Consider the following 12,638-nt stretch of genomic DNA (forward strand, 5'->3'; position numbering starts at 1 on the left):
GGCTTCAGCGGGCTCGGGACAGGCCGGAATCCAGCAGGTCGCGGATCAGCTTCTGCGCCACGCCGGAAAGAGCTTCGCGGCTCCAGCCGCTCTTGCCGCCGGTGCCGCTCCAGATCGTGTCGCCGGAGGCCACGTCGATGATCTGCAGCGTCACGCCCGCAGCGGGCTCGCCGTCCACGCCGACCTTGTAGCGCCATTCGTCCACCGCCCCCGTGAGGGCGTATTTCGCCTGTTGCTCGCGTGCCCAGGCCAGCACTTCCTGCTGGCGCTTGGCGTCGCCCGCATCGAACAGCGCTTCCTGCTGCGTGGTGGTGGGATAGCGCTGGATGCGGCCAACGCCGCGCGCATGCAGCAGGGCCTGCGCAATGGCTTCGGCGCGGTTGCCGGCCAGCGGGGTCTCGGTGTGGTTGGCGAACGGCAGCACCACCCACGTGGCATTGCGCTCCAGCGCGGGTGGCTCGCCCCGGTCGATGGTGGAGCAGGCGGCCAGCAGCAGCAGGGCGCCGCCGGCGGCGAAAACTTGCAGGCGTTGCAGCAGGGTGCGTTGGTGTTGCATGGTGGATTCCTTTGGAGACGACATCAGAAATGGAGACGGTAGGTGAACAGCAGGCTGCGCGTGAGGCCCTGCAGCTGCAGGCCCGACTTGCCCACGCCCCAGCTCAGGCCCAGGTGATCGGAGCCGAGCACGCTGCCGGCCATGCCCAGGCGCAGTTCGTAGCCCGGGCCGAGCACGCTGTGCCAGGTGCGGCTGGCCGTGGCGAACGGCAGCAGGGCGCGCGTGTATTCCTGCTCGTAGCGCATGTTGGTGGACACCTGCAGGCCATAGAAGCTGAAGCTCTCGGGCAGGAAGAAGTCCTGCCCCAGCGGACCGGCGTTCACGGGCACGTAGCGGCGCACTTCCAGGTCCCGCGGTGCGAGCGTGCTCAGGTCGCGCCGCGAAAAATCGTGGTGCGACCAGAACGCGCCGAACTCCAGCAGCGGCGTCTCCTGCCGGTAGGTGTGCGTGTAGTTGATCGACGTGTGGCGGCCGCTGCCCAGCGAGGCGCCGGTCTGCAGCGTGTAGCGCTCGTCGGCATAGCCGATGGTGAACTGGTCCTGCCGCGTGGCCTGGTAGCGCAGGCTGGCGCCGGCGCGGTCCTTCATGCCGGCGATGCGCAGCGCCAGGCTTTCCTGGCTGGGCAGCTGCATGCCGAGTTCCATGCGCAGCGTCAGCCGGTTGTCGATGCGCTGCTCGTGCTCGACCTGCAGCGGCGTGTAGGCCAGAAAGCTCTCGCGGCGGCCTGCGCGGAACATCGTCTCGCCGTCGGGATGGCGCCAGCGCACCTGCACGTCCAGCGCACGCTCGTCGGGCGGGTTGCGCACCACGAGGGCATTGGTGGCATGCCGGCGGATGCTGATGAAGTTCACGTCCATGGCCAGCCGCGGGCTGATGGCGATGTGGAACACCGCGTCGGCCTCGCTCTCGTCCATGCCGCCCAACTGCTGGAACTGCAATTTGGTGCCCGCGTGGTCGCTGAAGGCCAGCAGGCTTTCGGTGAGCTGCAGGTGCAGGGGCTGGTCCTCGTGCTGGTCCTGCTGGGCGTCGAAGGCGGCGGTCTGCGCGAGGCGGATGTCGTTCACGGCGCGCGCCGCGTTCACGCGGTCGTAGCGGGGCAGGCGTTCGTCGAACTCCTGCAGCAGCTGGCCGGTGGCGGCCTTGTCGTCTTCGGCCAGCGCGACCGTGATCTCGGCCCACAGCGGGCGGTTGCTGCGCACGCCGCGGCTGCGGGCGTACTGGTGCCACAGGAAGCCGCGCTCGGCCGTGTATTCGCCGGCGTCCTGCAGCCAGCCGATGGCCGTCTCGGCCGCTGCGTTGGACATGCCGCCCTGGGCGTCGCGGTCCAGGCGCAGCAGTTCGCGCAGCACGTCGACCGAGGGGTCGCCGGGCCGCTGCGTGAGGAACAGCCGGGTGCGGGCGATGCGCCGGGTCTGGTCCAGGCCTTCTTCGGTGAGCCAGCGCTGGCGTGCCTGCGCGGGCGTGAGGCGCACGCCGCCGTCGCCCTTGCGCACCGATTTCCATTCGCGCGACAGCAGTTCGCGGCGCAGCCGCCACGAGCGGTCGGACTGCTGGTTCTGGTCCAGCGCGTCGGCGTAGTTCATGAGCCACAGGAAGTCGTCCTGGTGCTCCCGCAGGTGTGGCGTGAGGTAGCGGTCCAGCGCCACCTGCGGCAGCGACAGGGCCTGGTAGGCCGCCGCCAGCGCATCGTGCACATCGCTGTCGCGTGCCCAGCTGCGCTCCTGCGTGGCCAGCAGGGTGCGCAGCGAGACGGCATCGTTGCTGTCGATGAACAGCCACATCAGCGCCTGGCGCATCTCCGACGAATCGGGGCTCAGCCGCAGGCCGGCTTCGAAGTGCCGGCGCGCCTCGGGCAGGTTGCCGGTGTTCTGGTAGTAGGTGCCGGCCAGCCGCAGGAACTCGGGAATCTGCCAAAAGCGCGCCAGCGAGCGCCGGGTCGCCGTGGGGCTCGCGTCCAGCTGGGCGAGCAGGGGGCCGAACGCCTCCCACCGGCTGCGGCCCGAATACAGCGCCAGGGCCTCGACCAGGTAGCGCGGCTCGTCGAACCGCTGCCAGGCCAGCACGGACACGCGCGCGGCTTCCAGCGGCTGGTCGGTGATGAGCAGGCGCACCAGGGCGTCGAAGTCCGACACATCCGTGCCCTTGGTTTCCACCAGGCGCCGGTAGGCTTGCACGGCCAGGTCGTTGCGTTCGCGGCTCTCGGCCAGCTGGCCCGTGAGCCGCCAGAAGTCGGTCTCCATGTCCTGCGCGGGCAATTGCTGCTGCTGGGCCGTCTCCAGCCACTTCAGGCCTTCGTCGGGCCGGCCGTGGGTGAGGGCGAGGATGGCCGCGCGCATGGCGCGGGCGGGTGTCACCTGGGCCTTGTCGGCCAGCAGGCGGCGCCAGTTGTCGAGCGCGAGGGTGGGCTGGCCCGCGCGTTCGGCGAGGTTGGCCAGCAGTTCCACCGCTTGCGGGCTCTTGGCGTGGTCCTTCAGGTAGTCGATGGCGGGCTGCGGCTCGCCGATGCGCTCATAGGCATCCACCAGCGCGCGCACCAGGTTGAAGTTGTCGGGCCGGCTGCGCAACTGGTGGCGCAGGGCAAGCACCAGGGCGCCGTCGTCGAACTGGCCCGGCGCCAGGCGCAGCACGGCCTGCCAGGCGGCCTCCTTCTGCGTCTGCCGGGCGATGAAAAGCCAGTTCTCCAGCGCCGGGGCGGGGCGCTGCGTCCATTCGGACACCTGGGCCAGCCGCTCGCGCCACGCGAGGTCCTGCGGCTGCTGCTGCACGGCGGCGTTGGCCAGCGCCCAGGCGTCGTCCAGCTTGCGGTTTTCGAGAAAGACCTCGTAGCCCAGCGTGTAGATCTTGTCGTCGAAAGGCAGGCCGGGCGGCGGCACATTGCGCGGCGCGGGCCGCGCGGCAGGGGTGGCCGGTGCGGCGGCGGTTGCTGCGGGCGTGGCTTCTGCCGCCTGCGCCATGCGCTGCAGGCGCCAGGGTCCGGCGGGCACGGTGTCGGGTGCTTGCAGGCGCAGCCACGGCGGCACCATCAGGTGGGCGCCATCGTCGTACCGGTGCAGCGGCGCGGCCGCTGTAGGGGCGCTCGTCAAGGGGCGCAGCAGGGCGCCCACGGGCCGCATGGCTTCGGCATCGTCGCCCTGGGCCAATGCGCTGGGCGGTGCCGGCCAGGGCGGGCTGAGCGAGATGCGCAGCAGGCGCCGCACATAGAGGTCCGCCACCGCCGGCTTACCGGCCGCCCGGGCCAGGTTGGTGATCATGAGCAGCGTCTGCGGGTCGTCGGCCAGGGGGCCGATCTCGCGCTCGGCCAGGGCCAGGGCGGCCACGGGCTGGTTGCCCGACTGCAGCGTGCGCACGGCGGCCAGGTAGTAGGCCTTGGCCTGTTCCGGGTCGGGCGTGACCTGGCGCGCCAGCATGTACAGCTCGGCGCTGCCCGCGTAGTCGCCCGTGCCCAGTGCTTCCTTGGCGGCCCGCTCGTATAGGCGCGCTGCCTCGCGCGGGTCTTTGGCCTCCTGCGCCAGCTGGCGGCTCATGGCGACGCCGGTGGCGCGGTCTTCCATTTCGGCCGCGCGGCGGGCCAGCAGCAATTGGCGGTCAGCGGGCCACTTTTCCTTGGCCAGGGCCTGGAGCTGGCGCTTGAGACCCTCGCGCTGGGCTTTGCGGCGCTCGGTTTCCTTCTCGGGCGTGCGCTGGTATTCGGCGTACGACAGGTCCCACAGGCTCCACAGCGCGTCGCGGTGCAGTTCCGGGTCGCTGGAATCCAGCGCGGGCTGCAGCGTGGCCCGCGCGTCTGCCATTTCGCCCACGGCGATCTGGCGCTGCGCCAGCAGCAGGCGCAGGCGGGGGTTGTCGGGATCGCTGCGCAGCAGATTGGTCAGGTAGGCCACCGACAGCGCGATGTCGGTGGTCTCGGACAGCCGGCGCTCCAGATCCTGGCGGGGGTACAGCAGCCACAGCCCCCCGCCGACCATGCTCGCCAGCAGGGCGATCAGCCACGAAGGCGCCAGGACGGGGCGCTCAGCGGGCTGGGCACTGGAGCTGGATTTGCGCAGCAGCATCGGCGATCCGGAATTGTTGGACATCCGGGCCGGCCGGAGTGGCCGCCCGCGTGGGGGTGAGCAGTTTCTGGTTGGCGCGCACCTGGCAGTTGCCGGCCGCCGCCACGCTGAACGCGAGCGGGGCGTAGGCCTTCAGCGTGAACTCGGTGCGCGCGCCCTGGTCGCGCACGTTCCAGTCGCCGAGCCGGCCGTTGGCATCGAACAGGTAGGGGCCCTGGGCCACCGCGGCGGGCGTGCTGGCCGTGGCCGCAGGCGCCGCGGCGCCGGTTTCGGCCGCCACGCCACGGGTCTGCACCCACGCCGCGCCGCCGGTCAGGTGCACGTAGGTGCCCTCGGCACCGGCGCGGTAGCCCGCCACGCCCTGGCTGGCCTGCACCATCGGCGTGCCGAGGGCCGGGGGCAGGCGCAGCGTGCGCAGCTCGCCGTCGCCGCGCACGCGCCAGCCCGCGCCGTCGCGCGCCAGCGCGTAGGTGTGGAAGTCGCGCACCTTGCGGATGAACTCCGAGGCGAACACCGGGTGCAGCGGCTGGGCCACCGCCCAGTCGTACACCTTGCGCAGCACGTTGAGACCCGCGCGCTTGGTGGTGGAGTACACGTGGTAGTAGATGTCCACGGGCTTGATGCGGCGGGGCGTTTCCGTCATCTCGAAGCTCTGCAACACCTGCTCGTAGCCGTAGTAGGGGCCGCGCCACAGGTTGGTGTAGATGTTCTCGTTGGTGATGGGCGCGTACACCTGCAGGTAGCCGTTCTTCTGGATGCCGTGCGCGCCCACCGCGGTGAGCGAGGGGTTGGTGCGCGTGATGGACGTGTCGCCGCCGTTCATGTTGAGCAGGCCCGCGCGTTCGGTGATCTCCAGCGCCTCGGCGCCGGGCGCGGTGTCGCCCGACCACAGCAGGATCTTGACCTTCTTGTCTGGCGGCGCCAGCCGGGTGTTGATGTATTCGGTCGAGCCCACGATCTCGCGTTTCAGGTCCATGGTGTAGCCGGGAACGTCCAGGCTCATGGCGGCTTCCGAGTTCTCGCTGAACAGCCCGTGGCGCACGCTGCGGTCCCACAGGAACGGGTGCGAGTAGGTGTGGCTGGCGATCTCCACGTGGGGCAGGCGGAACATGCGCCGCGCGATGTCCTCCAGTTCCTTGCTCATCTCCGGGTGCAGGCCGTGCGGCGCGATCTCGGCTTCGATCACGGACATGGTCTGCGGCACGGTGCGGTATTTTTCGAACACTTCCTTGAGCAGCACCAGCCCGGCGTTGGGGCTGCCCGGCAGTTCGGCCAGGGAGGGGAAGCCGTCGCCGTCCACGTGCGAGAACATCAGCCGGCGGCCGTTCTCGGTGGTCACGTCCGGCACCGGAATGGGTGGCAGGCGAAGCGCCTGCGTGAGGAAGGCGAAGGGGTCCACCACCCAGCGTGCGTAGTCGGTGCCCGGCACCTCCACCACGACGAAGGGGTCCACCACGAAGCCGCCCCAGGGCATGATCGCGCCGCCGACGAAGGACTGGCCGCGCTGGTCCTTGAACTCCACCAGGGAGCGGCCCGCCTGCACCGGCACGCCGTTGCGCATGACGGGCTCGAACTGCGCCCGGGCCGCCGGCTCCACTGCCATCTCGAAGCCCATCATCGGGTCCTGGACCACGGGCTTTTGCGTGCCGCGCGGTGGCGAGGCATTGCCCTGGATGCCCAGTTTGTCGTTGAGCTGGCGGTCCAGCGCGAAGCCGAAGTTGCCGAACACCGCCAGGCGCGTGCGCTCGGCCAGCCGGGCCTGCAGCCACTGGTTCATCGCCTTGGTGCGGGTCTCGGGCAGGAAGCCGGAGAACCACGTCACGATGCCCGCGTAGCGGTCCTGGTACACGCCGGCAGGCAGTTCGTTGCGCACGTCCGCATAGTCCACCACGTAGCCCATGTGGTTGAGCGGCATCTGCAGGAAGCGGTGGGCTGCGGCGTAGTTCAGCGCCGGGCTTTCGCCGCCGTAATAGACCACCAGCACCCGCCGCGGCACCACCTCGATGCTGCCGATGCCGACGGTGTGCACTTGGCTGTCCGTCACCCAGGGAATGAACCCCAAGTCCTTGATCTTCTGCGCCGTGGCGCGGGTCAGTTCACGATCGGCCGGCGGCACGTAGTCAATGGCCAGCACCGGCAGGCCGTCGCGCTCGCGAATCGTGCGCAACTGGCCCAGCAGCCATTCGCGGTCTTCGGCCTTGACGGGCTCGTAGCGCTGGGCGCCGGCATTCCAGCCCTGGTACAGCGACTCGGCCGCCACCATCTGGATCTTGTCCTTGACCCGGGGCACGACCTCGAAGCCCCGGTTCAGGATGAGCTTGATGCCCGGAAAGCGCTGGTGCAGCAGTTCGATCACCCGGACGATGCCGGCCTGCTGCGCCGCCTCGTCAAACTGGTTGGCGAGCCGGTACGAGTCGAGGGTGTCCAGGAAAAAGCCGCGGTAGCCGCTTTGCCACAGCGGGCCGACCACGCGGGAGGCGAAGAACTCGGGCCAGTCGGCCGGCGTCTGGTCGATCACCTCGGAATTCCAGGCGCCGTTGCGGGCCAGCTTCCATGCAGCGGGGATGTCGCCGTAATAGGGGCGGGACGACTGCACTTCCGCCACCGAGACGTAGGCATACAGCTCGCTGCCGCCTTGGCGATAGGCCACAGGGTCCTGACCATGGCCGGGTTCGACCACCACGATGTCGAACACCTTCAGCTCCGACAGCGGGGCGGTCGGACCGTAGTGCAGCGCCACCGCCGGCGCAGCGGCCCACCCCCAGGCAGGCAGCACCAGGAATAGGCTTAAAAACAACAGTCGAAGCGTGGTTGGCACGATGGGTCGAGGGTGGGGACGCACAAGATGAAGCGGTTCGGATGCAGGGGATCTCGTTCGGATCATTGGGCCTGGCATCGTGGAAGCGGTGACTCTTCCGATTGAATGTTGCTACTTATAGACACATTGGCGCGGAAAAGGGAGACGGATACACCCCTGCATTAAGAAAAACAATCGAAACAATAGGTTTCATATGTGCATATTCCACACCGAAGTTCAGCACCGGGTTAAATACCAGCACGGCTCCATTTCCCCATCTTGACGGCTGGCAGGGTTTTGTGTTTTCCCGCCGACTTCTTTCGCGCGGCGCCCGGCACGGTACGCGGGGCTCGGGCATCCGGTTTCAAAAAAGGAGAAATTTCGTGATCCTCGTCACAGGCGGGGCCGGCTTCATCGGCTCCCACACTTGCGTCGCGCTGGCAGCCGCCGGCATTCCCTACCTCATCCTGGACAACTTCGGCAACAGCCGCCGCTCGGTGCTGGACCGCCTGGCCCGCATCACGGGAAAGGCGCCCGAGTGCATCGAGGGCGACGTGCGCGACGAAGCCCTGCTGGCGCGCATCTTTGCCGAGCACCCCATCGAGGCCGTGGTGCATTTCGCGGCGCTCAAGGCGGTGGGCGAGTCGGTGCGCCAGCCGCTCGCCTACTACGACAACAACGTGGCCGGCACCGTGGTGCTGCTGCGGGCCATGCAGAAGGCGGGGGTGCGGTCGCTGGTGTTCTCCTCGTCGGCCACGGTGTACGGCGAACCGGCCTCGGTGCCGATCCGCGAGGATTTCCCCCTGTCGGCCACCAACCCCTACGGCTGGACCAAGCTCATGATGGAGCAGGTGCTGGCCGACGTGGACGCGGCCGAGCCTGGCCAGTGGCGCATCGCGCGGCTGCGCTACTTCAACCCCGTGGGCGCCCACGAGAGCGGCCTGATCGGCGAAGACCCGCAGGACGTGCCCAACAACCTGCTGCCCTACGTGGCCCAGGTCGCCGTCGGCATGCGCGAGAGCCTGAGCGTCTACGGCGACGACTACCCCACCCCCGACGGCACGGGCGTGCGCGACTACATCCACGTGTGCGACCTGGCCGACGGCCACGTGGCGGCGCTGCGCTATCTGCGCGAGCACCCCGGCCTGCTCACCGTGAACCTGGGGACGGGCCGGCCCGTGTCGGTGCTGGAGATGGTGCGCGGCTTCGAGCGCGCGAGCGGCCGCCCGGTGCCCTACCGCGTGGTGGCGCGCCGGCCGGGCGACGTGGCCCAGTGCTGGGCCGACCCGGCGCTGGCCGAGCAACTGCTCGGCTGGAAGGCCCACCACGGCCTGGACCGCATGTGCGCCGACGCCTGGCGCTGGCAGGACGGGGCGGCGCGCACGCTCTGACGCGCCGCGGTCTCAGGCCGGTGCCTGCGCCGGGACGCCGTCGCCGCGCGGCGCATCGGGCTCGGTGTCCAGCGTGGCGGCGTGCACGGCCGCCTCTTCCTCGGACAGCAGCGCGCCCTCCCACTTGGCCACCACCGCGGCGGCGATCGAATTGCCCACCGCGTTGGTCGCCGAGCGGCCCATGTCCAGGAACGTGTCCACCCCGAGGATCAGCAGCAGGCCGGCCTCGGGAATGTTGAAGTGGTTGAGCGTGGCGGCGATCACCACCAGCGAGGCGCGCGGCACGCCCGCCATGCCCTTGGAGGTCAGCATCAGGATCAGCAGCATGGTCACCTGCGTCTCCAGCGGCAGGTGGATGCCGTAGGCCTGCGCGATGAAGAGCGTGGCGAACGTGCAGTAGATCATCGAGCCGTCGAGGTTGAACGAGTAGCCCATCGGCATCACGAAGCTGGAGATGCGGCGCTTCACGCCGAACCGGTCCAGAGCGTCCAGCAGCTTGGGGTAGGCCGCTTCCGAGCTGGCCGTGGCGAACGACAGCAGGAATGCCTCGCGGATGTTGCGCAGCAGCACGATGATGCGCCGGCCCAGGGCCAGGTAGCCGGCCAGGATCAGCACGGCCCACAGGATCACCAGCGCCAGGTAGAAGTCGCCCATGAACACGGCGAACTTCAGCAGGATGCCCAGGCCGTTCACCGCCACGGTGGCGGCCATGGCCGCCAGCACCGCCACGGGGGCGAACTTCATCACGTAGCCGGTGATCTTGAGCATCACGTGCGACAGCTCCTCGATGCCGCGCACCAGCGTGCGGGCCTTCTCGCCCAGGCCCGCCAGGGCGATGCCGAAGAACATCGAGAACACCACGATCTGCAGGATCTCGTTGTTGGCCATGGCCTCCACGAACGAGCGCGGCACCAGATGGTTCACGAAGTCCTTGAGCGTGAACTTGGACGTCGCCAGGTGCGCGGACTGCCCCGCATCCGGCAGCGCCAGACCCATGTTCGCGCCCGGCTGCAGCACGTTGGCCAGCACCAGGCCCAGCAGCAGCGACACCAGCGATGCCGTGAGGAACCACCCCATGGCCTTGGCGAACACCCGGCCCACCGACGACGCATCACCCATGTGGGCGATGCCCACCACCAGGGTGGAGAACACCAGCGGCGCGATCAGCATCTTGATGAGGCGCAGGAACACGTCCGACGCGATGGAGATGTAGCCCGCGATGCGCGCGGCTTCCTCCGGCTGGAGCACGTTGGCGTGGATCAGGTGGCCGATCACGATGCCGAGCGCCATCGCGACGAGGATGCCGACCGCGGGCGGGAGCTTTCTTTTCTTGGGCTGCATGGGTGACAGGGCGCGGCCGGTGGGCCCCGAAACGGGGAGCCGGCGATGCACCGATTTGGGGAAAACCCGCGATTGTGCTGCATGCGGGACACCGCCCTGCCACCGGCCCCGCGCCCCTGCCCGGCGCGTGGCGGGCTCCTACAATCGCCGGATGACCGCCACTCCGCCCGTGCCGCCCTCCGCGCGCTCCGTGACCTTCCATGGCCTGCCCGCACTGCAGTTGGCGCTGCCGACGGGCGAGACCGCCACCATCGCGCTGCAGGGCGCCCAGGTGCTGTCCTGGACCGGCCGTGACGGCGCCGAGCGGTTCTTCCTGAGCCCGCGCGCCGCCCTGGACGGCCACTCGCCGATCCGCGGGGGCGTTCCCGTGTGCTTTCCCCAGTTCAACCAGCGCGGCCCGCTGGCCAAGCACGGCTTCGCGCGCACCTTGCCCTGGCGGGTGGAGCGCAGCGAGGCTGATGGCGACAGCGGCAGCGATGGCCCCGTGGCCCGCGCCGTGTTCGCGCTGGACGACACGGCCGAGACGCGCGCCTGGTGGCCCCACGGCTTCGCGGCGCGCCTCACGGTGGCGCTGTCCGCCGAACACCTCTTGCTCGACCTGTCGGTGCGCAACACCGGCACCACGGCGTGGGATTTCACCGCCGCGCTGCACGGCTACTACCGCGTGAGCGACATCGCCGCCACCCGCGTGGAGGGGCTCGACGGCTGCGCCCGCTGGGATTCGGTGGCCGACGTGCATTCCGTGCAGCAGGGTCCCGTGGCGTTCGACGGCGAATACGACTGCATCTTCTCGGCCGCGCCCGCGCCACTGCGGCTGCACGCGGGCGACCACGCGCTGACCCTCGCGCAAAGCCCGTCCTGGGGCAACACGGTGATCTGGAACCCCGGCGCCGCCCTGTGCGCGAAGCTGGCCGACCTGCCCCCCGACGGCTACCGGCACATGGTGTGCGTGGAAGCCGCCTGCATCGACCACCCCGTGCACCTGGCGCCCGGCGCCGGCTGGTCGGGCTGGCAGCGCCTGGGGGCCGGCTGAGCCGCCCCTTCACCCGTTTCTTTCTTCGGACTTCCCATGCTTGCCAAACGCATCATTCCCTGCCTCGACGTGACCGGCGGTCGCGTGGTCAAGGGCGTCAACTTCCTCGAACTGCGCGACGCGGGCGATCCCGTGGAGATCGCCGCGCGCTACAACGGCCAGGGTGCCGACGAGCTGACCTTCCTGGACATCACCGCCACCAGCGACGGGCGCGACCTCATCCTGCACATCATCGAGGCCGTGGCCAGCCAGGTCTTCATTCCCCTCACCGTGGGCGGGGGCGTGCGCACGGTGGAAGACGTGCGCCGCCTGCTGAACGCGGGCGCCGACAAGACCAGCTTCAACTCCGCCGCCATCGCCAACCCGGACGTCATCAGCGCCGCCTCGGCCAAGTACGGCGCGCAGTGCATCGTCGTGGCCATCGATGCCAAGCGCCGCCAGGGCGAGGACCTGCAGGCGCGCGGCGAAGGCTGGGACGTGTACAGCCACGGCGGGCGCAAGAACACCGGGCTGGACGTTTTGCAATGGGCCACCGAGATGGCGCGGCGCGGCGCGGGAGAGATCCTGCTCACCAGCATGGACCGCGACGGCACCAAGTCCGGCTTCGACCTGCAGCTCACCCGCGCCGTGAGCGACGCGGTCAGCGTGCCGGTGATCGCCTCGGGCGGGGTGGGCAACCTCGACCACCTGGCCGACGGCGTGCAGCAGGGCGGGGCCGATGCCGTGCTGGCCGCCAGCATCTTCCACTACGGCGAATACACCGTCGGCCAGGCGAAGGCGCGCATGGCCGAGCGGGGCATTCCGGTGCGGCTGTGACGGGCCGCACCCGGGGCCGCGCCCGCGTCGCGGCGGGGATCTGCACGGTCCTTTTCGCCGCCGTGCTGGCGGGCTGCGCGCAGGGCCCGCGCTCTGCGGGCAGCACGCCGGCGCCGTCCTATGCCTCGGGCTACTTCGACCGCGCGCCTTGCGCCGACCGCATCGGCCGCTGCTTCGACGCCACCATCGGCGGCCAGCCGGTGGAGGTGATCGCCACGCGCGAGGAGTTCGAACGCCTGCGGGCGCAGTTGCGCGCCCTCGACGGCGGCGTGCGCGACGTGTACTGGACCGTGCGCCGCCCGCTGGGCAGGGCCGCGGCGCTCGATGTGGAGACGTTCGCCAACGCGTTCGGGCGTGCCCATGTCGGCGAGCCCCGCGAGGAGGCCGACGTGACGGTGTACGCCCTCGACGGGCAGAACCTGGAGAGCGAGACCGAGCACGTCGCCAGTCCCGACGTGCGCATCGGCGGCCGCCCGGCCGTGGTGCAGCAGGAGACGCTCACGCAGGACACACTGCCGCCCGGCCGCTACGCCTTCGCCATCAAGTACCTGGGCCGCACGAACTGGGACCGCAAATGGGTGTTTCTGTCGGTGCAGTGAGGTCCGCATGCTTTTTTGCATGAAAATGGCCTTCGGAACAATCGATACTAGGGCGT

Annotated in this window: 8 protein-coding genes; 4 read left to right on the forward strand and 4 right to left on the reverse strand. The window is 69.9% G+C overall.

Translation table 11 applies throughout. The features are described from left to right. Positions 1-4: 4 nt before the first annotated feature. Genes AVTE2539_RS12445 through AVTE2539_RS12455 form a run of 3 tightly spaced genes read right to left on the reverse strand, consistent with a single transcriptional unit; the run spans position 5 to position 7,423 of the window. Positions 5-556 (reverse strand): penicillin-binding protein activator LpoB, encoded by a 552-nt coding sequence (locus tag AVTE2539_RS12445; RefSeq protein ID WP_284411015.1) that lies wholly within the window; start codon positions 554-556, stop codon positions 5-7. A 23-nt stretch (positions 557-579) separates the two neighbouring features. Further along, positions 580-4,629 (reverse strand): tetratricopeptide repeat protein, encoded by a 4,050-nt coding sequence (locus AVTE2539_RS12450; RefSeq protein WP_284411017.1) that lies wholly within the window; start codon positions 4,627-4,629, stop codon positions 580-582. Beyond that, on the reverse strand, positions 4,565-7,423 hold the full coding sequence (locus AVTE2539_RS12455; RefSeq protein ID WP_284411019.1) for a bifunctional glycoside hydrolase/polysaccharide deacetylase family protein: 2,859 nt from the start codon (positions 7,421-7,423) through the stop codon (positions 4,565-4,567). The genes AVTE2539_RS12450 and AVTE2539_RS12455 overlap by 65 nt, the downstream gene beginning before the upstream one ends. A gap of 362 nt (positions 7,424-7,785) precedes the next feature. Here AVTE2539_RS12455 and galE point away from each other — a divergent pair, with 362 nt between their 5' ends. Further along, positions 7,786-8,793: a UDP-glucose 4-epimerase GalE gene (galE, locus tag AVTE2539_RS12460; RefSeq protein ID WP_284411021.1), complete on the forward strand. Its 1,008-nt coding sequence runs from the start codon at positions 7,786-7,788 to the stop codon at positions 8,791-8,793. 12 nt (positions 8,794-8,805) lie between these two features. Here galE and AVTE2539_RS12465 read toward each other — a convergent pair whose 3' ends face one another. Continuing rightward, complete coding sequence (locus AVTE2539_RS12465) at positions 8,806-10,134, reverse strand: dicarboxylate/amino acid:cation symporter (RefSeq protein ID WP_284411023.1); 1,329 nt, start codon at positions 10,132-10,134, stop codon at positions 8,806-8,808. A gap of 151 nt (positions 10,135-10,285) precedes the next feature. Here AVTE2539_RS12465 and AVTE2539_RS12470 point away from each other — a divergent pair, with 151 nt between their 5' ends. The 3 genes from AVTE2539_RS12470 to AVTE2539_RS12480 are packed head-to-tail and all read left to right on the forward strand — an operon-like array spanning position 10,286 to position 12,582. Further along, a complete protein-coding gene (locus AVTE2539_RS12470; protein ID WP_284411025.1) occupies positions 10,286-11,167 on the forward strand; it encodes a D-hexose-6-phosphate mutarotase in 882 nt (293 codons plus the stop codon). Between the two features lie 36 nt (positions 11,168-11,203). Continuing rightward, positions 11,204-11,983 carry an imidazole glycerol phosphate synthase subunit HisF gene (hisF, locus tag AVTE2539_RS12475; RefSeq protein ID WP_272551361.1) on the forward strand — a complete coding sequence of 260 codons (780 nt, stop codon included), beginning with the start codon at positions 11,204-11,206 and terminating at the stop codon, positions 11,981-11,983. After that, entirely contained in the window at positions 11,980-12,582 is a 603-nt protein-coding gene (locus AVTE2539_RS12480) for a hypothetical protein (protein ID WP_284411027.1), read from the forward strand. The genes hisF and AVTE2539_RS12480 overlap by 4 nt, the downstream gene beginning before the upstream one ends. Positions 12,583-12,638 lie beyond the last annotated feature (56 nt).

This window comes from Acidovorax sp. SUPP2539 (assembly GCF_030158975.1).
Taxonomy (GTDB): Bacteria; Pseudomonadota; Gammaproteobacteria; order Burkholderiales; family Burkholderiaceae_C; genus Paracidovorax.